Origin of the sequence: Devosia sp. FKR38 (genome assembly GCF_005222805.1) — a bacterium.
Lineage (GTDB): Bacteria > Pseudomonadota > Alphaproteobacteria > Rhizobiales > Devosiaceae > Devosia.
In genome coordinates, this window is sequence record NZ_STGC01000005.1 from 1409068 (window position 1) to 1431580 (window position 22513).

Below are 22513 nucleotides of genomic sequence, written 5' to 3' on the forward strand. Positions count from 1 at the left end.
CGGCGCAACGGCGCGAGGGGTTCGGTGTCTAGTCAGGAACTTAAGCGGGCGATCGGCTATGCCAATTCAGCATTTGAACTGCTGAAGCGCAGTGCCATTCCGCCCTACCCGCAGTTTTACGAACTCCTGTACACCTATGCGTCCGGCGTCAATCCGACCCTGAACAACCGCATCAACGCCATCTTCCGCAGCGGCGATGCGCCGTCGCTCAATCTGGCCGAGTCGCTCTACAACGAGTTCCTCAAGGCCGACGTCAGCGACCGCATGACCGACGTCTCCGAGCGCATGCACGCCCGTATCGAGGCCGTGCACGACGCCATCGACACCGCCATGACCACGGCCAATGCCTATTCCGGCTCGCTGCAGATGGCCAGCGGCGATCTCGACCGCGACATCTCGGTGTCAGCGATGAAGGCCCTGGCCAACAAGCTGCTCGCCGAAACCCGGCACATGCAGGAAACCAACCGCTCGCTGGAACAAAAGCTCGAGGCCTCGCGCGACGATATCGCCGCATTGCAGCGCGATCTTGATGATGTGCGCCGCGAGTCCCTGCTCGATCCGCTGACCAAGATCGCCAATCGCAAGAGCTTCGACGAGAGTCTCGACAGCGCCATTGCCGAGGCCATCGTCACGGGCGGCCCGCTGTGCCTGATGCTGCTCGACATCGACCATTTCAAGACCTTCAACGACACCTATGGCCACCAGACCGGTGACCAGGTGCTCCGCCTGGTGGCGATGACGCTGAAGTCCAACATCAAGGGCAAGGATTTGGCAGCGCGCTATGGCGGCGAGGAATTTGTCGCCATCCTGCCGGCAACCAGCCTGGAGGGCGCCCACACTCTGGCCGAGAAGATCCGCAAGGCCATCCAGGCCAAGGAACTGCTCAAGCGCTCCACCAATGAGAAGCTGGGCCGCATCACCGCCTCGTTCGGCCTGGCCGTCTATCACCCGACGGACACCGCTGCCTCGCTCATCGAACGCGCCGACCGGTGCCTTTATGCGGCCAAGCATGCCGGCCGCAACAAGGTGATCAAGGAAGACGACCTGGTGAACATGGCGCCAATCAAGATCAGCGCCGCCTGACAGCTAGGTCGTCGGAACCAGCTCGACGCCCAGGCCCGCCAGCATGTCCCAATAGCCTGGATATGTCTTGCCGGTGCAGGCTGGATCCAGGATGACGATTCCCGGCACGCGCAGCCCCGCCAGGGCAAAGCTCATGGCGATGCGATGATCGTGGTAAGTCTCGATCTTGATGCGGCTGTTGCGCCCAGCTAGCCGTTGCGCCAGCGAAGGATCTGACGCCACTACCAGCTCATCGCCCTCTTCGGTGGCCAGGCCCGGCAGGATGCGGTTGAGCTCATTGGCCACCGCGCGAATGCGGTCGGTCTCCTTCACCCGCAGATTGGCAATGCCCACGAAACGCACCGGCTGATTGTTGAACGCCGCCAGCACCGCCAGCGTCGGCACGGCATCCTGCATCTGCGAGCCGTCAATCACTGCCGGCATATCGGGGAATTGTGCAATTACCGCCTGGGCGGCGGCATCGGGCTGGGTGAAGGCATCAGCCGCCACCCCCAGGTCGATCTTGCCACCGGTCAGGACTTCGGCGCCCCACAGATAGGTTGCCGCAGAAGCATCAGGCTCGATCAGCAGGTCGCAAGCCGTGTAGCCGCTCGGCTGCACCAGCCAGCTGCCCGTATCAATCTGCTCGATCTCGGCGCCAAAGCTGCGCATGGCGGCCAGTGTCAGATCGACATAGCCGCGCGCGCCGATATCCTTGCCCGCCAGCGCCACCTCGATGGGCCCATCGCCCAGCGGCGCCGCCATCAGCAGCGCCGACACATATTGGCTGGAGAGGCCGGCATCGATCTCGACGCGGCCATGGCCGAAATGGCCCTTGCCCCGCACGGTCACCGGCGGGCAGCCCGTGGGGCTCGACGCATCAATGCCCAGCGACACCAGCGCATCCACCAACGGCCCGATCGGACGCAGGCGCATCTCGGCATCGCCATCGACGATCACTGTACCATCTACCGTGGCCACCGCCGCCGCGAGGAAGCGCGTCGCCGTGCCGGCATTGCCCAGGAACAGCGGCTCGGACGGCGCCGTGAGGCGCCCGGAACTGGTGACCACAAAGCTGGTCGCATCCGGCTCTTCGACCGTCACGCCCATCTGACACAGGGCCGCGGCCATCAGCACCGTGTCCTTGCTCTTGAGCGCACCGCTCAGCCGGCTGGTGCCATTGGCCAGCGCCGCCAGCAGCAGCGCCCGATTGGTGATCGACTTCGAACCCGGTGGTGACACGCGGCCGACAAGCTTGTGCGTGGGCGGAATGATGGACAGGGCCGCAGGCAGGTCGGTCATGGGGCGAACTCGGAAACAGGATGGGCCGGAGGCGAAATGCACCTGCCTGTTAGGCCAATCCCGGCGCGCGCGCAACAGGGCGCACGTGGGGGCGCATCAGCCGTTGGCGCGGGCCTCGGCAATGGCCTTGAGATCGGCCGGCTTGAGCTGCACGCTCTCGCCACAGCCGCAGGCGCCAGTCTGGTTGGGATTGCGGAAGGTAAAGCCCGAACTCATCTTGGACTGCTCGAAATCCATCACCGTGCCCAAAAGGAACATGGTGGCCTTGGGCTCGACATAGACCTCCACGCCCTTGTCGCTGACATGGTCGTCGCCGGCCACCGGCTCGGTCACATAGTCCATGGTATAGGCCATGCCCGCGCAACCGGCATTCTTGACGCCGACGCGCACGCCGATGACGGGCTTGTCGGAGTCCTCGATGATTTCGGTGATGCGCTCGGCAGCGGCATCGCTCAGCGTCATGATCTTGAAGGCCATGGGCGGGATCTTTCTATCGGCGTCTCACGATATATAGGACGAACCGGGCGCGATTACCACCAGTTGAGGGCAACCTGGGCTTCTTCGCTCATCCGCGTGGCATCCCACGGCGGATCGAACACCATGTTGACCGTCACATCGCGGATGCCTTCGACGCCGCGCGCAGCATTCTCCACCCAGCTCGGCATTTCGCCGGCCACCGGGCAGCCCGGCGCGGTCAGCGTCATGTCGATCACCAGATTGCGGTCGTCATCGAGGTCGACCTTGTAGATCAGGCCCAGCTCATAGATATCGACCGGAATTTCCGGATCATAGACCGTCTTGAGCGCCCCGATCAGATCGGTGGTGATGCGCTCGACTTCGGACTCCGGCAGGTCGCCCGAAATCGTCGGCTGAATGCCCGGCACGGGCAAGGCCGGCGCGGGCGCGATCTTGGATTCGTCGATGATAATCTCGTCGGTCTTGGTGTCGTCGGTCATAGTCAAATCCTCGCCATCAAGCGAAAAAGGTCTGGGCGCGTTCAATGCCATCCACCAGCGCGTCGACATCGTCCTTGCCATTGTAGAGGGCAAGCGATGCACGGCATGTGGAGGTGACACCGAAGCGTTTCAACAGGGGTTGGGCACAATGGGTGCCCGCGCGTACGGCAATGCCGTAGCGGTCGAGAATGGTCGAGACGTCATGGGCATGGGCGCCCTTGAGCTCGAACGAGAAAATGCCGCCCTTGCCCGGCGCCGTGCCGATCATGCGCAGCGCATTGATCCGGCTCAGCCGCTCGGCCGCATAGGCCGCCACCTCGGCCTCGTGTTCGGCAATGGCGACGCGGCCCAGGCCGGTCATATAGTCCAGCGCCGCTCCCAGGCCCATGGCCTGCACGATCGGCGGCGTACCGGCCTCAAACCGATGCGGCGGGGCATTGTAGGTGACGATGTCCAAGCTGACAGTGTCGATCATCTCGCCGCCGCCCTGATAGGGCTGCATCTCGGCCAGCAGATCATATTTGCCATAGAGCACGCCGATGCCGGTCGGCCCATAAAGCTTGTGGCCGGTCATCACATAGAAATCGGCGTCCAGCGCCTGCACGTCCACCTTCGTATGCACCGCGCCCTGGCTGCCATCGATCAGCACCGGAATGCCGCGCGCATGGGCAATGGCAATGACCTCGGCAATCGGGGTCACCGTGCCCAGCACATTGGACATATGGGTAACCGCAACCATACGCGTCCGGTCGGTCAGCGTGGCCGCGAAAGCGTCGAGATCAAAGCTGCCATCATCGGTCACATCGACCCATTTGATCACCGCGCCCTTGCGCTCGCGGTGAAAATGCCAGGGCACGATATTGGAATGATGTTCCATGATGGAGAGAACGATCTCGTCGCCCTCGGCAATCCGCGGCCCAGCAAAGGAAGACGCGACCAGGTTGATCGCCTCGGTCGCCGAGCGGGTGAAGACGATCTCCTCGCTCCGCTTGGCATTGATGAAACGCCGCACCGACTCGCGCCCGGCCTCAAAGCCCTCGGTGGCGCGATTGGCCAGCGTATGCAGGCCGCGGTGCACATTGGCATATTCATGCCGGAAGGCATGATCCATGCGGTCGAGCACCTGCACCGGCTTCTGCGCCGACGCGCCGCTGTCCAGATACACCAGGCGCTTGCCATGGATGACCTCGGACAGGATCGGAAAATCGGCACGGACTTTTTCGAGATCGAAGGTCATTGATTCACCGGCCTTGCAGTCTGCCTCCCCTCCCCCTTGAGGGGAGGATTTGGGGGTGGGGGTCCAACAGTGACCCACGCAATTACCCCCTCCCTCGGTCCCTCCCCTCAAGGGGGAGGGAAGGACAAGACACCAAAGTCCCCTGTCCTATTTCCCCAGCAGCCATCCATCGACAATGCCGTTGAGCGCCTCGTTCAGGGCCTCGTCCTCGATCGGGTCGAGCACTTCGGCGATGAACCCGCGCACCAGCATGGTCTCGGCCTCGGCCTTGGGAATGCCGCGGCTCATTAGGTAGAACATGGAGTCTTCATCCAGCTCGCCACAGGTCGAGCCATGCCCGCACACCACGTCGTCGGCATAGATTTCGAGCTCGGGCTTGGAGAGGATCTCCGCCTCGTCCGACAGCATCAGCCCCTGCATCATCATCTTGGCATCGGTCTTTTGCGCATCGCGCTCGACCACGATCTTGCCCTGGAACACCGCCTTGGAGCGGCCGCGCGCGATCTGCTTGTACATTTCCTGGCTGGTGGTGTGGGCCACGCCATGCCGGATATCGATGGTGATGTCATTGTGCTGGCCGTCGGCCACCAGGTTGAGCCCGGTGAAATCGGCATGCGCCCCAGCGCCAACAAAGCGCGCAAACACCTGGCTGCGCGACAGGCCGGCGCCGGCATGGATGGTCACCGTGCGCAGCTTGGCGCCTTCGGCCAGGCTATATTCATTGCTGGCGAAATGCGACGACGCCTTGGCCGAGAGATCGACGGTAATATGGGTCACCACCGCATTCTTGCCCAGTGCCAGATAGGTGGCGTGATTGCCCACATGGGCGGCATCGGAGCCCGAGAAGGTCTCCAGGATCACCGCCGAGCCATTGTCGGCGACAAAGATCTTGACCGCATCGGCGACATGGGCGGCGTCGCCCTCGCAGCGGCGGTCGATCTGGATCACCGGATCGACACTGCTCTCGAGCGTCAGCGTCAGCGCCTCGCGCGCCAAAGCACCATTGAGATGTACCAGCACGTCGTCGCGGCTGGTCAGCACGCCACCGGCGGACTTGCCGACGATCACGCCGGCCGGAGCCGTGCTGGCGCCCTGCACCACGCCATTGGCGATCATCAGCTGATAGGCGCCCGCCACGCGCAGCGCCGGAGCACTGGCCTGGTTGGCCGGCGTCGCCAGCGGCGGCACCGTCTTCAGCAGCGTCTTGAGGTCGGTATAGTGATAGCTCTCGACGCGGCGCGTCGGCAGGCCGGCAACCGTCATCCGGTCAGCCTCAGCCGATGCACCCACGCTGGTGAGCTGGGCAATCAAAGTGTCTTCAGCGGGTCCGAGCCGCACGGGCATGGTCTGGCGCATGATCAGGCCGCCGCGCCGTCAAAGTCGGCATAGCCCTTGGCTTCCAGCTGCAGCGCCAGATCCTTGTCTCCGCTTTCGACGATCCGTCCGTCGCTGAACACATGCACCACGTCGGGCACGATGTGGTTGAGCAGGCGCTGGTAATGGGTGATCACCAGCATGGAGCGGTTGGCCGCGCGCAGCGCGTTGACGCCCTTGGAGACAACCTGCAGCGCATCGATGTCGAGCCCGGAATCCGTCTCGTCCAGAATGCACATCTTGGGCTGCAGCAGCGCCATCTGCAGCACTTCGGCACGCTTCTTCTCGCCACCCGAAAAGCCCACGTTCAGCGGGCGCTTGAGCATGTCGGTATCGACATTGAGCTCGGTGCCCGCCGTCTTGACCGCGCGCATGAAGTCCGGGGTCGACAGTTCGCCCTCGCCGCGCGCCTTGCGCTGGGCATTGATGGCCGCCTTGAGGAAGGTCATGGTGGCCACGCCGGGGATTTCGATCGGATACTGGAAGGCCAGGAACAGGCCCGCCGCAGCGCGCTCGGCCGGATCCATCTCCAGCAGGTTCTCGCCATCGAGCAGCACTTCGCCCTCGGTGATCTCATAGTCTTCCTTGCCGGCCAGCACATAGCTCAGCGTCGACTTGCCCGAGCCATTGCGGCCCATCACGGCATGCACTTCGCCGGGCGGAATGATCAGGTTCACGCCCTTGAGGATTTCGCGCTCTTCGATGCGCGCATGCAGGTTGCGGATTTCAAGGATTGGGGTGGTCATGTGCAGTCTCCAATTTGGCCCCGGTGTCGCTCATTTGGCGCCGACCGGGCGATAGGTTTTGAGCATTCAGTTGCGGCAGGCGGGACGCCTAGCCCACGCTGCCTTCAAGGCTGATGGCGATCAGCTTCTGCGTCTCCACCATGAATTCCATGGGCAGATGCTGCAGCACGTCGCGCACGAAGCCGTTGACGATCAGCGCCACGGCCTCTTCTTCGTTCAGCCCGCGCTGCTGGCAGTAGAACATCTGATCGTCCGAGATCTTGGACGTCGTGGCCTCATGCTCGAACACCGCGCTGCCATTGCGGCTCTCGATATAGGGCACCGTATGGGCCCCACAGGTATCGCCGATCAGCAGGCTGTCGCACTGGGTGAAGTTGCGGGCATTCTTGGCCTTGGCATGCGCCGACACCTGGCCGCGATAGGTATTATCCGAGAAGCCGGCGGCAATGCCCTTGGAGATGATGCGGCTGGACGTGTTCTTGCCCAGGTGGATCATCTTGGTGCCGCTGTCGACCTGCTGGTGACCGTTGGAAATGGCGATCGAATAGAACTCGCCGCGCGAACCATCGCCGCGCAGGATGCAGCTGGGGTACTTCCAGGTGATGGCCGAACCGGTTTCCACCTGCGTCCAAGAGATCTTGGAATTGGCGCCGCGGCAGTCGCCCCGCTTGGTGACGAAGTTATAGATGCCGCCCTTGCCGTCCTTGTCGCCCGGATACCAGTTCTGGACGGTGGAATACTTGATCTCGGCATTGTCGAGCGCAACGAGCTCAACCACCGCAGCGTGCAACTGGTTCTCATCGCGCATCGGCGCCGTGCAGCCTTCGAGATAACTCACATAGCTGTCGGCTTCGGCGATGATCAGCGTCCGCTCGAACTGGCCGGTCTTCTTTTCGTTGATGCGGAAATAGGTGCTGAGCTCCATCGGGCAGCGCACGCCCTTGGGGATGTAGACAAACGAGCCATCGGTGAACACGGCGCTGTTGAGCGTGGCGTAGTAATTATCCGACACCGGCACCACCGACGCCAGGTACTTGCGCACCAGATCGGGATGCTCGCGGATTGCCTCGGCGATCGAGCAGAAGATGATGCCGACCTTGGCCAGTTCCTCGCGGAACGTGGTCACCACCGACACCGAATCCATCACCGCATCGACCGCCACATTGGGGCGCTCGACGCCGGCCAGGATTTCGCGCTCGCGCAGCGGCACGCCCAGCTTGTCATACATGGCGATCAGCGCCGGATCGACCTCGTCCAGGCTCTTGGGCGCCGGCGTCGATTTGGGCGCAGCGTAGTAATACATGTCCTGCAGGTCGATCTGCGGATAATGCACCTTGGCCCAGGTCGGCTCGGTCAGGGTCAGGAAGCGCTTATAGGCATCCAGACGCCATTCCAGCATCCACTCGGGCTCGTTCTTCTTGGCCGAAATGAACCGGACCGTATCCTCGCTCAGCCCCTTGGGCGCCATGTCGGATTCGATATCGGTCTCGAAGCCGTACTTGTACTTGTCCACATCGAGCGACAGCACCGAATCCACGGTGGCCCTGTCGATGTTCTCCTTGAGCGTGGGAATATGGTCGTAGTCCGCCATGATGGCTTCTCCTGATTGCTCCTCGGCGATTCAAGGTCGCCGCGAACCGTAAAACTCTTGCGGCCTAGGCCGCCTGCCCCTGCCGCGCCCGCTGGCGTGTCAGGACCGATTGGTAACCGGCAATAAACGCATCGATATCGTCTGCCGTCGAACTCCAGCCCAGGCTGACGCGCAGCGCGCATTCGGCCAGTTCCGGCGCCACGCCCATGGCGGCCAGCACATGGCTGGGCCCCACCTTGCCCGATGAACAGGCCGACCCTGACGACACCGACAGACCAAGCAGGTCCAGCGCCATCATCGCAGTCGCACTCTTTACGCCGGGCACGGCGAAATTGATCACATTGCCCAGCCGCGCGCCGCCGAACACCACGGCCTCAGCCGGCAAGGCCGCCTGCAGCTTTGCGGTGAGCGTTTCAACATCGGCCGCCGCATAGCGCGCCGGAAAGGCCTCAGCTGCCGCGCCGAAGGCCGCGATCAGCGCTGCCGCTTCCGTGCCGCCGCGCCGGCCCTGTTCCTGGCCGCCGCCGGGGATCAGCCGCACCAGATCGGCATGGGCCTTGACCAGCAGCGCGCCAACGCCGGCCGGTGCGCCGATCTTGTGGCCGCTGATGGCCATCATGTCGGGTGCCGTGCTGGCAAATGCCAGATCCAGCTTGCCGAAGGCCTGCACGGCATCGACAAACAGCGTGTGCCGGGTCGGCCCCACCAGCGCATTGATGCGGCCCATGGGCTGCACAACGCCGGTCTCATTGTTCACCCAACCCAGCGCGACCAGCAGATTGCCCTCTTCAGTCGCAATCACGCCCGCCAGTTGATCCAGATCAATGCAACCATCAGACAAAAGCCGGATGGTGATCACTGGAAGGCCCGTCGCTTCGGCCGCCTTGGTGACCGCGGCGTGTTCGCCCGCGCTGATCACAATGGCAGTGCTGGCAAAGGCCTTGGCGCCGCCGACGATCGCCTGGGTGATCGCCTCGGTGGCCGATCCGGTAAAGACGACCTGCTTGCGCTCAGCGCCGGCCAGGCCTGCCACCTGCCCGCGGGCGGTGTCGATCAGATTGCGCAGTGCGCGGCCATGGCCGTGCACCGAGGAGGGATTGCCCACAAGGTCAAGCCCGGCAAGCAAAGCCGACCGCGCTTCAGGCAGAAGCGGGGACGCGGCGTTATGATCAAGATAGATCGCCGGTCTGGTCATCGGATTCCCGTCAGGCGCATGTGCGCAGGTCATACCATCCATGTCCGGGGCGGAGCGCTGATGCGCCCTCAACCTCAAACACTTCTTGAAATTTGACGCCCAACTTCATTACAAGGGGCGCTCTTGCAGGCCGCATGCGGCCTCAAAAAATCGAGTTTCGAACAATTCTAAACTGGATTTTGTGACCCATGTTTTAGGCAGCCGGGCGGGCTTAGTCAAGCCGCAAGGCCGCCGCGCGGGCCCCGCAACAGACACGAACAGAGCCGAAACGGCCGGAAGAAGTGAGACCATGCCAGAAGTAATTTTCAACGGACCCGAGGGTCGTCTGGAAGGGCGTTACCAGCCTGGCAAGGAGCCCAACGCCCCCATCGCCATCGTGCTGCATCCGCATCCGCAGTTCGGCGGGACGATGAACAACCAGATCGTCTACAACCTGTTCTACATGTTCGCCGAGCGCGGCTTTGCCGTGCTGCGCTTCAACTCGCGCGGCGTCGGCCGCAGCCAGGGCATGTTCGATCATGGCGTGGGCGAGCTCTCCGACGCCGCCTCGGCGCTTGATTGGCTGCAGACCATCAACCGGGAATCGCGCGGCTGCTGGATCGCCGGCTTCTCCTTTGGCGCCTGGATCGGCATGCAGCTGCTGATGCGCCGGCCGGAAGTGGAAGGCTTTATCTCCGTCGCCCCGCCGGAAAATCTCTATGACTTCTCGTTCCTGGCCCCCTGCCCGTCCTCGGGCCTGATCATCCATGGCGAGAAGGACCGCGTCGCGCCCCCCACTTCGGTGCAGAAGCTGGTCGACAAGCTCAAGACCCAGAAGGGCATCACCATCGAGCAGCAGATCGTCGATGGCGCCAACCACTTCTTCGAGGGCAAGGTGGACGAGCTGACCACCCGTTGCGCCGAATATCTCGACCGTCGCCGTCAGGAGATCGCCGACGGCGGCGGGCGCTGACAACCGAGCGCATACTAGCGATCATGAACCCGGGGCAGCCAGTGGGCGCCCCGGACTCCTCAATGCCTTCCGGATCGCCCCACAATGACCAAGTTCAAGTCCGACTTCCTGCGCGTCCTCGATGAGCGCGGCTTCATCCACCAGATTTCCGACCCCGAGGGTCTCGACGCCAAGGCCCACCAGGGCCAGATCTGCGGCTATGTCGGCTATGACGCCACGGCCACCTCGATCCACATCGGCAATCTGATCTCGGTCACCATGCTCTACTGGTTGCAGGAGACCGGTCACAAGGCGATCAGCCTGATGGGCGGCGGCACCTCCATGGTGGGCGACCCCTCGTTCCGCGACGACCAGCGCAAGCTGCTCACCGTCGAGCAGATCCAGACCAATATCGACTCCATCCAGCGCGTTTACGGCAATATCCTGAACTATGGCGGCTCCAACCCTGCCATCATGGTCAACAATGCCGATTGGCTGCTCAAGCTGAACTATGTCGAATTCCTGCGCGACGTGGGCCGGCATTTCTCGGTCAATCGCATGCTCAGCTTTGACTCGGTCAAGCTGCGCCTCGACCGCGAACAGTCGCTCAGCTTCCTCGAATTCAACTACATGATCATGCAGGGCTACGACTTCACCGAGCTCAACCGCCGCTATGGCACCATCCTGCAGATGGGTGGCTCGGATCAGTGGGGCAATATCATCAATGGCGTCGACCTCAACCACCGCATGGGTGGCGAGCAGCTCTATGCCCTGACGACGCCGCTGCTGACCAAATCCTCGGGCGAGAAAATGGGCAAGTCGGCCTCCGGCGCCGTCTGGCTCAATGGCGACCTCTTCAGCCCCTATGATTTCTGGCAGTATTTCCGTAACACCGAAGACGCGGACGTCGGCAAGTTCCTCAAGATCTTCACCCGCCTGCCCCTGAGCGAAATCGAAAAGCTCGCGGCCCTGGGCGGCAATGAAATCAACGAGGCCAAGAAGGTGCTGGCCACCGAGGTCACCGCCATCGTCCATGGGCGACAGGCCGCCACCGAAGCGGCACACACCGCCCAGGCAACCTTTGAGTCCGGCGCCATCGATCTGTCGCTGCCCACCGCCACCGTCAGCCATGCCGAGCTGGCCACCGGCCTGGGCATTCTGGCCGCGCTGGTAACGGCGGGCCTGGCCGCCTCCAATGGTGAAGCCCGCCGCCATGTCCAGTCCGGCGCCGTGCGCGTCAACGATGCGGTGATCGAGGATGACAAGCTGGCCATTGGCGACAATGCGCTACTGCCCGAAGGCGTCATCAAGCTCTCGGTCGGCAAGAAGCGCCACGCGCTGATCAAGCCGGTCTGAGACGGACAAAATGCTTTGAAGGGGCGTCGGGCAACCGGCGCCCTTTTTTCTTGCTCCCTGTAGGGATCGACCGGCCGCGGCGCCTATATGCGACGGCAAGTTGCAGGGAGTGACTTGGCTGGGATCAGCAATTCAGCAGCGCAGGCTTGAGCGCAATTCCGGCGCCACACAGTGACGGAATCATGACATCTGGGGTTGGCGAATCAACTCACTAAACTGTTCAGGCAGAATAATATCGTGTCCTATTCGCACCCGATATTGGCCAGACGTCACCTGTTCGGGAGCAGCGTTTCCGTGGCCTTGTCCGACCGTACCCACCACACCGGAAAGGACAGATCATGGGACAGCGTATCGATCAATTCTGTGAGGATCTTCGTCTCAAGCTGACCGCCATTGATGATGGCGTGACCGCACTCAAGGCCAATGTGCAAGAGCACAATAGCGAACTCGTGCAGCATGTCCGCGACCGCCGCGATGCGCTGGACGCCCGCATCAAGGAGCGCCACCAGCACATCGTGGATGCAAACCACCGCGCCATGGCCTGGGGCGAAAGCCGCAAGCTGGAAACCCAGGCTCAGATTGACGCCTGGAAGCAGAGTCGCGAAATCGACAAGCTCGAACGCCGCGCCCAGTCGGCAGAAGCCTATGCCAGCGATATCGCCGAGATCGCCCTGGCGGCGGTGGACGAAGCCGAAAGCGCGGCCCTCGATGCCTGGCTCGCCCGTCTTGATGCCGATCTGGCAGCCGGAGGCTAAATTGAACAAGCCCACTTTCCCCACGCTGTTTTCCGCAGCGGTTCTCGTGTGCGTGGCCGTCACTCTGACGCCCGCGCCGGCTGCCGCCCAGGTCGCCGGCTCGACCGTGGTCGAGGTCGATGTCACCGAACTGCGGCAGTTGGCCCTGGGTTGGAGCGCCAAACGCCAGGTCCTCGGTCGTTCAGTCTATAACGACAAGGGCGAACTGCTTGGCACGGTGGACGATCTCATCGTCTCCCCGGGCAAGGCGGTGTCCTACATCATCCTCAATGCCGGCGGCGCGCTGATGCGGCACGACGTCGCCATCGCGGTCTCCCAGTTCGGCCTGGTGGACAATCGTCTGACGCTGCCAGGCACCACCCGGGACAACCTCACGGCCGCCCCGCAGTTCCAATACAATTGAAGGAGGTCGGAATGGATTCCGTTGCGTCCGATAACCAGCCCACCGGGCTCTTCGCCGGCCTGGCCCGCAACTGGTGGGCCCTGGCCCTTCGCGGCTTGCTTGGCATAGTCTTTGGCATGGTGGCGCTGGTCTGGCCGGCGTCGACCATGTTGTCGCTGGTCGTGGTGTTTGCGGCCTATGCCCTGGTCGGGGGCGTTTTGACCATCATTGCCAGCGTTCGCGCCATGGCGAGCCACGACCGCTGGAGCCTGCTGCTGCTCGAGGGCATCGTCAGCATCCTGGCCGCTGTGGCGGCGCTGGCCTGGCCGGGCCTCACCGTGATCAGCTTTGTCGGTCTTATGGCGTTCTGGTCGATTATCACCGGGGCCCTGATGCTCGGATCGGCCTTCCGCCTCGATGCGGCGGCCGGCCGCTGGTGGATGGTCCTGGGTGCGGTGTCTTCGGTATTTTTCGGCATCGTCCTGATCTGGGCGCCGCTTACCGGTGCCGTGGTGCTGACCTGGTGGCTGGGCGCCTATGCCATCGTGTTCGGCATAGCCCTCATCGTCTTGGGTTTTCAGCTGCGCTCGGTCGCCCACTAAGCCTAACCCTTGATGCCATTGACCTTATCCTGCTTAATGCGGCGGGGTAGCCGCTCACCGGCTGCCCCGCCGGAGTGCAAGGTCGATGGACAAAACGCTCAAGCAACCCGGCGTGCTGCTGGGCCCGGATGATCGTGTGCATTCGCCGGCCAAGCTGGCCGCGGTCGTGGATCGGCTCGTGGCCGATGGCGTGCCCATAGCGGACGTCCTTGCGGGAACCACGCTGACACAACCGGCCCTCGCGTCGCCGCGCACGCGCGTCTCGCTCACCGAGATCCTGAAGGTCTATCGCACCGCTCTGCGCCTTGCGGCAGATGAGGACTTTGCCTTCAAGGTCGGAATGGATTTTCACCTGTCTTCCTTCGGCATGTATGGCTTTGCCATGCTCTCCAGCACCAACTTCCGCCAGACAGCACAGTTTGCCACCCGGTATCACCAGTTGGCCGTGCCATTGACCGATGTGACATTCGAGGAACACGAGGGCATGGCCAGCTGGATCATTGAACCGGTGCGCCACCCCTATGTCGATGCCGCGCTCTACCGCTTCATTGTCGAGATGCAAGTCGGCATTCTGACGACGATCCACCGTGACGTCATGGGACCGGACTTCACCTTTGATGAGGCCCAGTTCAGCTGGACCATGCCAGAGGCGATCCGCGACCATACTAGGCAAATCTGCGGGCGGGTCGTGTTCGGCCAGCCTGCCAACCGGTTCATGTTTGCTGCCCAATGGCTGGATGCGCCGCCGGTGCATGGCAACAGGCTGACCTATGTCAGCGTCGTTGAGCTCTGCGATGGTTTGCTGCGGGAGATCGGCATGGGAGCCGGCACAGCCGGACAGGTCCGCCAGCTCTTGCTGGCCAACCTGATGCGCCCTGTCGACCTGCCCACGGTCGCCGCGGCGCTGGGCCTGGGCGAGCGCACCTTGCGCCGTCGCCTGGCCGAACATGGCACATCGTTTCGGTTGCTCCTCGACGAATTGCGCCGCGATCTGGCATTGCGGGCCCTGGCCGATGAATCGCGCACCGTCGAGGAAATCGCCTTCGCCCTTGGGTTCAGCGAAGCGGCCAATTTCCGGCATGCCTTTCGACGCTGGACAGCCGCGGCGCCACGCTCGTTTCGCTCGAGCTCGGCTCGTGTTCTGGGTAGCGAGCCCAAGGCTTAACGGATTGCCGAAGCGGGCCGTCCAACAGGCCCAGGCCTGCCGGCTCTCCGGTCGGGCCACCCAATCGCCTGTGCCAGGAAACGCGGTTGGCGGGCGTTTATTGCGCGGGCGGCAGCGCCTTGGCGCGGAACTCGAACAGCTCGCGGAACACGCCCGGCACCAGCACCGACAGCGGATTGATGCGGAACTGCGGATTCTCCAGCGGCCCGTTGACCGCAAAAGTCACCCCCACCAGCCCCTCGCCATCGCGCCCGCCCAGGATCGGCCCGAGCAGCGGGATCTTCTGGAATACGCTGTTGAGCCCGAACAGCGGCACATAGGTGCCGGTCAGGTCATATTGATGCTGGCTGGTGTAGATGAAGCCGCGCAGCGTGCCGCCCACCGTCGGCCCGGTCAGAATGGCATTGGTGATCTGCACGCGGTCGGTGCTGCGCTGGAAGTCCACCTGCGCCGCATCGAAATCGAGCCGCTTGCTCTGGGCGACGCTGGCCAGGGAATCCGAGCGATTGCCCAGCACCTGCACCACATTGTCCTCGTCCACGATGGCAAAGCTGCGCATCAGCAATTGCCCGGCCTCGATGTCCTGCTTGCCGTCCGTGGTCAGCACCAGGCTGCCTGTGCCGCCAACCAGGCGCGAATAGACCCCCAGGAAGCGCAGCACCGTGCCGGCGTCGTTGAAGGCCACCGAGAGCGTGCGCCCCTCGCTGGCCGGATTGGTGGTGATCGACAGGCTATTGGCGTCGCTGAACGTGGCAGTCAGGTTCGCCCGGCGCATGTCGCTGCCCGACAGCAGCATGTCCAGGTTCAGCTTGAACGCTGTCGTTGCATAAAAGCCGATGGCGCGCTCAAGCTGCACATCCAGCGATATGGTCTGGTTGAACTGCTCGGTCTGAACGCCGCCCTTGCCCTCCTCGATGCTGAAGAAGCGCTTCAGCACGGGCTTGAGGTCAAGCTGGTCGCCCCGCACGCGCACGGCAAAGCCGCCACGGATCGGCGCCACCGCCACCTGCGCATCGTCCCCCTCACCCAGCGCGAACTTGCTGAAATCGGCGGCCACCAGCCCGTCCTTGGCGTGGAACTCCAGCGCACCCTCCAGCCGCACCGTGCCAAAGGCCAGCACGATATCGCTGAGCCTGGTCACCTCCCCGGTCTGGCGCATGGTTGCGCTCACCGTGCCCGGCGTCCCCACCGGTTTGCTGATGCCCAGATCCTTGATGTTCAGGCCTGCGCCCTCGAGGTCCACCGCCATTTTCAGAGTTCCGTCGCGCATCGGCTGCGCCACAAAGCGCAGGCTGCCGCTGAGGAAGGCCGAGGCGTCAAGGCCCATCTTGGCCAGCCCCGCCACATCCACCGTGGACGACAGGCGGAACACCGGGTCGGTGCTCGGCGTGCCCGTGATCTCCAGCTGCGCCGGGATGCCGTCAATATCGGCGGTGCCGCCCAGCTGATAGCCATCCTGCGAGGCGCTGAACGCCAGCTGACCATTGCTGATCATGCGCTTCTCGATCGGCACTGTGCTGGCAAAATCCTTGGCCGTGCCATTGAACACATAGTCAAAGCTGGGCGCTTTGCCACTGTCGGCATCGGGCAGATGCACCGTCGCCACCAGTCCCGATTCCACCACGCCACTGAGCGCCCTCAGGTCCACTGGCAGGTCGGCATTGGCCAACAGCCCCGGCTGCTGCTCGTCCACCAGGGCGAGAATGGCCGGAATGCCCCCGGCGATATCGCCCGAAACCTCGACAATGCCCTCGCCGGGCACCGCGCTGTCGATGATGACGGCCGGATTGCTCACGCGAATATCGCCAGACGCCGTCGGCAGCGTGCCGCCACCGGCCGAGATGGTCACCTTGCTGTCGCTGACCTGTACCCGCATTTCGCCATCCATGGCGATGGGCGCCATAGTGTCCGTCGGCTTGATGGAAACGCCGGTGCCCACCAGATCGATGGCAATTGCGCCGGCTGGCACCGGCTTGTCCTTTTCGCCAGGCTTGGCCAGCGACCCCACCGGGAACTTGAATGCCATGCGCGCCTGGCGCACCGCGCCATCGGTGACATTGGCCACCACCCAGTCGCGGCTCTCGCTGCCCATCATATAGGGCCACAACCGCTTGAAATCGTCGGCGCTCAGCCCCTTGCTGGCCAGCGCCATGTCCACGCCCAACCCGGCCTGCAGCATGTCAAGCCGCCCCTTGGCCTCCACCACCGCATCGCCCTTGCGCGCCACCAGGGCGTCTATGCCCAGCGCGCCATAGAGCGGCGCCGACCAGCCGCTGAACTCCATGCTGTCGATCGGCATCTCGGGCGCTGCCATATCATTGGGCTGCACCACGACGTCCCTTGCCTTGAGCGACAGCCCCACCGTCGGCCCATAGGCGGCGTCCAGCCCCATGGCGAACACGCCCGAGACCTTGGCCGAGCTATTGCCGATCTGAAGGGCAGCCTCCTCCAGCGTGAACTGCCCGTCCTTGGGCGACCAGTTCACGTCCATGATCGAGCTGGCAATGGGGAAATAGGCGTCTTCGAGCCGCAGATCGAGCCCAGTCAGATCGACCTTGAACCGCCCATCGACCAGCTTGCCGCCGGAGCGGGCGAAATTGACATCGATCGACAGCGACCCTGCCCCGCGCAATGCCGCCATGCTGGTGGGGTCGTCGATAAAGGGCAGGAAGGCTGCAAAATCAATATTAGTGACATCGGCCTCGATGCGCACAGCCCCCGCATCATTGACCGTGCGGGCAATGCCGCCGGCCATGGTGCGCCCGCCCAGCGTCGCGGAAAAACTACCCAGCGTGTCACGCAGATTGGCGCTCGGCCCGATTTCGAGATCGATATTCTCAAAGCGCCGGAACAGGCCATAGACACTGTCCGACATGCCCACGATGCCATCACGCACCCGCAGCCGCGAGAACCGCCCCTGCGCCGTCTGCTCCACCAGATTGGCAATGCCCTGTTCGGTGGCCTCCAGATTGTAGATCAGCCAGTCATTGTCCGAGCGCATCGGCGCCCTCTGGTCGATCTGGCTCAGATCAATGCCGCGCGAGCCGATATCGACGGCCGGAAAGGCGTCGTCGCCCTCTTGCACCCGGACCGTCGGCGCACCGCCAGTGGGGTCCTCCACCACCTCGAAACTGGTGAGGCGCGGCCCGAACAGATCCTGCACCATCTGCACATGCGGTCTGACAACGGTCACTGTGGCGCCCGGCTGCCCGAACAGCGCCCGCGCCGGCGAAAACCCGATCTCAAGCGCCGCAATAGAGACTTTTGCGCCGGTCTTGCTGTCGGCAAAGACCACAGGCGCGAACTGGATCACCGGCCAGACGCCGTCCTCCAGCGCCAGCGACATGTCACCCAGACTGAGCGAACTGGTCGGCGGCAGGGCCGAGCGCACCAGCGACTGCGCCGCCTCGCTGCCGAACGGCAGGCGCACCGGCGTCACCAGCAGCACGGCAAACAGCAGCACCAGCAAGACCGCAGGAATGCCGAATATCCACACAGCCAGCTTGGCTGCATGCCGCGCGCGCGGGCGCCTGACCACGGATGGCGGCGGTATCGGTGTGTCTGCTGGTAAGATCGACGCGCTCACTTGCTTCCGGAACCGGGCTCCGTCGATAGTGCTCGGCGCCCTCAAGAATCAACCGCAGAATGCGATCTCATGCACGATGATACCGGCCACAATCAGGCGCCAACACCCACAATGTCGGCAGCCCGGAACTGATGGAAGCGGCACCATGACACAATTGTATGAAGGCGATCTTGCCCCCGACTTCACCGTGACACTGGATGACGGCAGTTCGTTCACCCTCTCGGCCGAGCGCGGCCATCCCATTGTGCTCTACTTTTATCCCGAGGATGATTCTGGCGGCTGCACCGACGAAAATCGCGAGTTTTCCGACCGGGCCGCGGCCTTCCACGCCTTGGGCGCGCGCCTCGTCGGCATTTCCCCCGACCCCATCGACAAGCACATCAAGTTCCGTCGCAAATACGGATTCACCCTGCCCCTGGGCGCTGATCCCGAGCGCATCGCCATTGAGGCCTTTGGCCTGTGGCAGCTGAAAAAGCTCTATGGCCGGGAATTCATGGGCCTGATCCGCACCTCGTTCATCATTGGCGCCGACGGGCGCATCCTGCGCATCATCCGCGCTACCCGCATCCTCGGCCATGCCCAGAAAGTGCTGGAAGCGCTGCAGCTTGCGCTGGGCAATCCGCCAGCAAAATAGCCTTTGTTAACCATACTGCGTCACACTCCGGCCATCGTGTGTGATGACGTGCTGGAGTGCCTTGCGTGCGGAAACATGCCCAGTTTGGCCGAACTGAATCCGGGGCTTCCGCGAGCCATAGACCGGCGCGCCAGGGCATCCACCCGGCCCTGTTCTATGCCATGTTTGCCGTACTTCTCGGTGGTAACGGCCTGCTCGGCACGGCCCTGCTGCTCAGCCCCGACATTTCCCGCCTGTTCAGCCAGCAGTCCGAACAGGTCATGGAAGCCTATGAGGATCGCATCGCCCAACTGCGCGTCGAAGTCGATCGCCTGCATTCGCGCAGCTATGCCCAGGCTGGCGACATCAATCTGCAGCTCCAGGAACTCTCCCAACAGCAGCAGGTGTTGCTCGAGCAGCATCAGCTGGTGCGTGCCCTGGTCGACAAGGCGGGCGAGCTGGGCATCGAGCCGGCAACGCTGGCCCAATCCGGCGAAGTCGACACGCCCGTCGCCCTCGCCACACCTGCAACGGCCTCGGGCAACCCCGATATTGGCGCCACTGCCGCTTCGGTCAGCCGGATGATGGACGAGACCCAGTCTGCCATGGCCTCGATCGCCGAGACGGCCATCACGCGGACCGATTCCATCGTCTCCGAACTCTCGGATCTGGGCATCAGGCTCACCCTGCCCGACCCTGACGATGGCGTCGGCGGCCCCCTGCTGCCGCCACAGGATGGCACAGAGGCCAGCCCCATGGTGGATGACGCCAACGCGGTGCTGACCGCGCTGGTGCGCTACAAGGCGGCGCGCGACGGCATCGACAGCGCCCCTGTCCACATGCCCATCACCGGCAATTTCCGCAGGAGTTCCGGCTTCGGCAATCGCACCGATCCCTTCTCGGGCGGTCGCGCCTTCCATTCCGGCCTTGATTTCGCGGCCCCCTCGGGCTCCGCTGTCCTCAGCGCCGGCAAGGGTGTTGTCACCTTCGTGGGGGAACGCTCCGGCTATGGCAAGACAGTGGAGGTCACCCATGGCAATGGCCTGGTGACACGCTATGGTCACCTCTCGGGCTATCTCAGCGTTGAGGGTCAGGCCGTCAATACCGGCACCCCGATTGCCAAGGTCGGCTCTACCGGCCGCTCCACCGGCCCGCACCTGCATTTCGAGGTGCGCAAGAACGACACCGCAGTCAACCCGCAGGTCTTCCTGTCCGCCGGTGATCGCTTGGTCCGGCTCTTTGAGGCTTCATAGCAGCGCCGCCGCAGTCCCGAGGGACCGCGGCAGCCAGGGTTTGCCGTCGGCCGTCTAGGCCGCTTCGCCGGAATGGTCGGTGAAATCGATCACAATCCGCCCCTCGATCTTGCCGGCCTTGAGGTCGGCAAAAACCGTGTTGATCTGCTCGAGCGGGACCTTGGTGATCTCGGCATGGACCTTGCCCTGCCCAGCAAAGGCAAGCGCTTCGTCAAGGTCGCGCCGCGTGCCGACGATCGAGCCGCGCACCGTCAGGCGCTTGAGGACCACATCAAAGATCGGTGTCGGAAACTCGCCGGGCGGCAGGCCGACCAGCGCCACCGTGCCCTTGCGGCGAACCACCTGCAGCGCCTGCGAAAACGCCGGCGGCGATACCGCCGTCACCAGGACACCCTGCGCGCCGCCGCCTGTCGCTGTCAGCACCTTTTGCACCGCATTGGCATCGCGGGCGTCAACCACGACCTCGGCGCCAGAGGCCTTGGCCAGCGCCAGCTTTTCGGGCGCGATATCGATGGCAACGACACGAATGCCCATGGCGACAGCATATTGCACCGCAACATGGCCAAGTCCGCCGATGCCAAAGATTGCCACCCATTCGCCGGCCCGCACCTCGGTTTCCAGCAGGCCCTTATAAGTCGTCACCCCGGCACACAGGATCGGCGCGACGTCGGCAAAGCTGACATTGGTTGGCAGCCGGGCGACAAAGGCCGCCGAAGCGATGACATATTCGGCAAAGCCGCCATCAACGCCATAGCCGGTATTGTGCTGGTGCTCGCACAGCGTTTCCCAGCCCGTCTGGCAATATTCACAGGCCTGGCAGGCGTCATGCAGCCAGGCAACCCCGACGGCGTCGCCAATCTCAAGGGTTGTGACACCTTCCCCCAGGGCCGCGACCGTACCGGCAACCTCATGGCCGGGAATGAAGGGCAGCGTTGGCTTGACCGGCCAGTCGCCTTCGGCCGCATGCAAATCCGTGTGACACACGCCACAGGCCACCACTTTGACCAGAACCTCTCCGGGGCCGGGCGTTGGAACCGGGACCATGGTAATCGACAGCGGCTCCCCAAAACTGCGAACCACTGCGGCTTTCATCATGTTGGCCATTGCACTCTCCTGATTGGCGGCGGGTCATGTCCCGCCGCCCAGAGAGATTTCACATGGCGCCATGGGCTGCCTTGACCTGGATCACGCCAGAAGGCCAGCCGCCGTCATCTTTGGTCCAGGCAGGCTCTAGTCTTCGGATACCACGTCCGTCGCCACGCCCACGCGCTGGGCCAATGCCGCCTGCATGAAGGCGTCCAAGTCACCGTCGAGGATCGCCGCCGGCTGACTGCTTTCCACGCCCGTGCGCAGGTCCTTGACCATCTGATAGGGCTGCAGCACGTAGGAGCGGATCTGGTGGCCCCAGCCGATATCGGTCTTGCTGGCCGCCTGGGCATTGGCCGCCTCTTCCCGCTTCTGCAGCTCAGCCTCATAGAGGCGCGATTTCAGCATCGCCATGGCCGTGGCCCGGTTCTTGTGCTGGCTGCGCTCCTGCTGGCAAGCCACGATGATGCCTGACGGCACGTGCGTAATGCGGATGGCCGAGTCCGTGGTGTTCACGTGCTGGCCGCCGGCGCCCGAAGCGCGATAGGTGTCGACCTTGAGGTCGGATTCGCGGATTTCGATGTCGATGGAGTCGTCCACCACCGGATAGACCCAGCAGCTCGAAAAGCTCGTGTGCCGCCGTGCTGCAGAATCATAGGGGCTGATGCGCACCAGCCGGTGCACGCCGCTCTCGGTCTTGAGCCAGCCATAGGCATTGTGGCCCGACACCTTGATCGTCGCCGACTTGATGCCGGCTTCTTCGCCGTCGTGCATTTCGAGCACTTCGACCTTCATCTTCCGCCGTTCTGCCCAGCGCGTGTACATGCGCAGCAGCATATTGGCCCAATCCTGGCTCTCGGTGCCGCCGGCACCGGAGTGGATTTCCACATAGCAGTCATTGCTGTCGACCTCGCCGGACAGCAGTGTCTCGATCTGCCTTGTGCGCGCCAGATCGGCCAGCGCCATCAGCGCCGCTTCAGCGTCCCGCACGATGTCGGCGTCGCCCTCGGCCTCGCCCAGTTCGATCAGCTCGACATTGTCGGCAATGCCGCTCTCGAGTTCGCGCACCGACTTGACGGCAACGTCGAGCTCATCACGCTCGCGCATGGTGACGCGGGCCTTCTCGGGGTCATTCCAGAAGTCCGGCGATTCCGTCTGCGCCGTCAGCGCGTCGAGGCGAAGTTCAGCTGTATCCCAGTCAAAGATGCCTCCTCAGCAGGGTCAGAACCCGCTCGATTTCGGCGACGGTCTTTTCAATTTCCGCACGCATTGCACAATTCCTTCGATTTGGCCGCATCCTGTAGCCGACACGCCCGGCCCG

20 protein-coding genes are annotated in these 22513 nt (G+C 63.6%); 9 read left to right on the forward strand and 11 right to left on the reverse strand.

The features are described from left to right. Positions 1-24 precede the first annotated feature (24 nt). Positions 25-1083: a GGDEF domain-containing protein gene (locus E8M79_RS11775; RefSeq protein ID WP_171015832.1), complete on the forward strand. Its 1059-nt coding sequence runs from the start codon at positions 25-27 to the stop codon at positions 1081-1083. A gap of 3 nt (positions 1084-1086) precedes the next feature. On the opposite strand, the gene aroA is transcribed toward E8M79_RS11775, so the two are convergent. The 8 genes from aroA to E8M79_RS11815 all read right to left on the reverse strand — a co-directional run bounded on the left by aroA (position 1087) and on the right by E8M79_RS11815 (position 9463). Then, positions 1087-2364: a 3-phosphoshikimate 1-carboxyvinyltransferase gene (aroA, locus tag E8M79_RS11780; protein WP_137152083.1), complete on the reverse strand. Its 1278-nt coding sequence runs from the start codon at positions 2362-2364 to the stop codon at positions 1087-1089. Positions 2365-2460: 96 nt separating this feature from the next. Further along, positions 2461-2841: an iron-sulfur cluster assembly accessory protein gene (locus tag E8M79_RS11785; RefSeq protein WP_137152084.1), complete on the reverse strand. Its 381-nt coding sequence runs from the start codon at positions 2839-2841 to the stop codon at positions 2461-2463. A gap of 53 nt (positions 2842-2894) precedes the next feature. Continuing rightward, positions 2895-3320 carry an SUF system Fe-S cluster assembly protein gene (locus E8M79_RS11790; protein WP_137152085.1) on the reverse strand — a complete coding sequence of 142 codons (426 nt, stop codon included), beginning with the start codon at positions 3318-3320 and terminating at the stop codon, positions 2895-2897. A gap of 16 nt (positions 3321-3336) precedes the next feature. Continuing rightward, a complete protein-coding gene (locus E8M79_RS11795) occupies positions 3337-4557 on the reverse strand; it encodes a cysteine desulfurase (RefSeq protein WP_137152086.1) in 1221 nt (406 codons plus the stop codon). A gap of 147 nt (positions 4558-4704) precedes the next feature. Continuing rightward, the gene (gene sufD, locus E8M79_RS11800) at positions 4705-5913 is read right to left on the reverse strand and encodes a Fe-S cluster assembly protein SufD (protein WP_137152087.1); all 1209 of its coding nucleotides are present in this window, start codon (positions 5911-5913) and stop codon (positions 4705-4707) included. A 2-nt stretch (positions 5914-5915) separates the two neighbouring features. Continuing rightward, on the reverse strand, positions 5916-6665 hold the full coding sequence (gene sufC / locus E8M79_RS11805) for a Fe-S cluster assembly ATPase SufC (RefSeq protein ID WP_137153361.1): 750 nt from the start codon (positions 6663-6665) through the stop codon (positions 5916-5918). Positions 6666-6765: 100 nt separating this feature from the next. Next, positions 6766-8268 (reverse strand): Fe-S cluster assembly protein SufB, encoded by a 1503-nt coding sequence (gene sufB / locus E8M79_RS11810; protein ID WP_137152088.1) that lies wholly within the window; start codon positions 8266-8268, stop codon positions 6766-6768. A gap of 64 nt (positions 8269-8332) precedes the next feature. After that, complete coding sequence (locus E8M79_RS11815; RefSeq protein WP_171015833.1) at positions 8333-9463, reverse strand: aminotransferase class V-fold PLP-dependent enzyme; 1131 nt, start codon at positions 9461-9463, stop codon at positions 8333-8335. Positions 9464-9752: 289 nt separating this feature from the next. Here E8M79_RS11815 and E8M79_RS11820 point away from each other — a divergent pair, with 289 nt between their 5' ends. From E8M79_RS11820 to E8M79_RS11845, 6 genes are all read left to right on the forward strand, one after another. Beyond that, the gene (locus E8M79_RS11820; protein ID WP_137152090.1) at positions 9753-10415 is read left to right on the forward strand and encodes an alpha/beta hydrolase; all 663 of its coding nucleotides are present in this window, start codon (positions 9753-9755) and stop codon (positions 10413-10415) included. Between the two features lie 84 nt (positions 10416-10499). Then, complete coding sequence (gene tyrS / locus E8M79_RS11825) at positions 10500-11750, forward strand: tyrosine--tRNA ligase (RefSeq protein ID WP_137152091.1); 1251 nt, start codon at positions 10500-10502, stop codon at positions 11748-11750. 338 nt (positions 11751-12088) lie between these two features. Next, positions 12089-12505, forward strand: a complete 417-nt coding sequence (locus E8M79_RS11830) for a hypothetical protein (protein WP_137152092.1) — start codon at positions 12089-12091, stop codon at positions 12503-12505. Between the two features lies 1 nt (position 12506). Further along, entirely contained in the window at positions 12507-12908 is a 402-nt protein-coding gene (locus E8M79_RS11835; RefSeq protein ID WP_171015834.1) for a PRC-barrel domain-containing protein, read from the forward strand. Positions 12909-12919: 11 nt separating this feature from the next. Then, positions 12920-13489 (forward strand): HdeD family acid-resistance protein, encoded by a 570-nt coding sequence (locus tag E8M79_RS11840; RefSeq protein ID WP_137152094.1) that lies wholly within the window; start codon positions 12920-12922, stop codon positions 13487-13489. A gap of 85 nt (positions 13490-13574) precedes the next feature. Beyond that, positions 13575-14654 carry an AraC family transcriptional regulator gene (locus tag E8M79_RS11845; protein ID WP_137152095.1) on the forward strand — a complete coding sequence of 360 codons (1080 nt, stop codon included), beginning with the start codon at positions 13575-13577 and terminating at the stop codon, positions 14652-14654. 97 nt (positions 14655-14751) lie between these two features. Here E8M79_RS11845 and E8M79_RS11850 read toward each other — a convergent pair whose 3' ends face one another. Then, positions 14752-18192, reverse strand: coding sequence for an AsmA-like C-terminal domain-containing protein (locus E8M79_RS11850; RefSeq protein WP_137152096.1), 3441 nt, complete (start codon positions 18190-18192; stop codon positions 14752-14754). 193 nt (positions 18193-18385) lie between these two features. On the opposite strand from E8M79_RS11850, the gene E8M79_RS11855 reads away from it, so the two are divergent. Beyond that, a complete protein-coding gene (locus E8M79_RS11855; RefSeq protein WP_137152097.1) occupies positions 18386-18874 on the forward strand; it encodes a peroxiredoxin in 489 nt (162 codons plus the stop codon). Between the two features lie 161 nt (positions 18875-19035). Then, positions 19036-20106 (forward strand): peptidoglycan DD-metalloendopeptidase family protein, encoded by a 1071-nt coding sequence (locus E8M79_RS11860; protein WP_137152098.1) that lies wholly within the window; start codon positions 19036-19038, stop codon positions 20104-20106. A 54-nt stretch (positions 20107-20160) separates the two neighbouring features. Here the strand turns inward: E8M79_RS11860 and adhP are convergent, their stop codons facing one another. Further along, positions 20161-21210 carry an alcohol dehydrogenase AdhP gene (gene adhP, locus E8M79_RS11865; protein ID WP_137152099.1) on the reverse strand — a complete coding sequence of 350 codons (1050 nt, stop codon included), beginning with the start codon at positions 21208-21210 and terminating at the stop codon, positions 20161-20163. 126 nt (positions 21211-21336) lie between these two features. Then, positions 21337-22462 (reverse strand): peptide chain release factor 2 gene (prfB, locus tag E8M79_RS11870; RefSeq protein WP_137152100.1). Its coding sequence is split into 2 segments (ribosomal slippage): positions 21337-22392 and positions 22394-22462, totalling 1125 coding nucleotides; the frame shifts between segments, so codons are not numbered across the junction. Positions 22463-22513: the final 51 nt, after the last annotated feature.

Coding starts and splice junctions, on each gene's coding strand:
- E8M79_RS11840 (WP_137152094.1), top strand. CDS start 12,920: ATGGATTCCGTTGCGTCCGATAACCAGCCCACCGGGCTCTTCGCCGGC.
- E8M79_RS11830 (WP_137152092.1), top strand. CDS start 12,089: ATGGGACAGCGTATCGATCAATTCTGTGAGGATCTTCGTCTCAAGCTG.
- E8M79_RS11795 (WP_137152086.1), bottom strand. CDS start 4,557: ATGACCTTCGATCTCGAAAAAGTCCGTGCCGATTTTCCGATCCTGTCC.
- aroA (WP_137152083.1), bottom strand. CDS start 2,364: ATGACCGACCTGCCTGCGGCCCTGTCCATCATTCCGCCCACGCACAAG.
- E8M79_RS11790 (WP_137152085.1), bottom strand. CDS start 3,320: ATGACCGACGACACCAAGACCGACGAGATTATCATCGACGAATCCAAG.
- E8M79_RS11820 (WP_137152090.1), top strand. CDS start 9,753: ATGCCAGAAGTAATTTTCAACGGACCCGAGGGTCGTCTGGAAGGGCGT.
- E8M79_RS11855 (WP_137152097.1), top strand. CDS start 18,386: ATGACACAATTGTATGAAGGCGATCTTGCCCCCGACTTCACCGTGACA.
- E8M79_RS11860 (WP_137152098.1), top strand. CDS start 19,036: ATGTTTGCCGTACTTCTCGGTGGTAACGGCCTGCTCGGCACGGCCCTG.
- E8M79_RS11815 (WP_171015833.1), bottom strand. CDS start 9,463: ATGACCAGACCGGCGATCTATCTTGATCATAACGCCGCGTCCCCGCTT.
- adhP (WP_137152099.1), bottom strand. CDS start 21,210: ATGGCCAACATGATGAAAGCCGCAGTGGTTCGCAGTTTTGGGGAGCCG.
- E8M79_RS11785 (WP_137152084.1), bottom strand. CDS start 2,841: ATGGCCTTCAAGATCATGACGCTGAGCGATGCCGCTGCCGAGCGCATC.
- E8M79_RS11845 (WP_137152095.1), top strand. CDS start 13,575: ATGGACAAAACGCTCAAGCAACCCGGCGTGCTGCTGGGCCCGGATGAT.
- sufB (WP_137152088.1), bottom strand. CDS start 8,268: ATGGCGGACTACGACCATATTCCCACGCTCAAGGAGAACATCGACAGG.
- tyrS (WP_137152091.1), top strand. CDS start 10,500: ATGACCAAGTTCAAGTCCGACTTCCTGCGCGTCCTCGATGAGCGCGGC.
- sufD (WP_137152087.1), bottom strand. CDS start 5,913: ATGCGCCAGACCATGCCCGTGCGGCTCGGACCCGCTGAAGACACTTTG.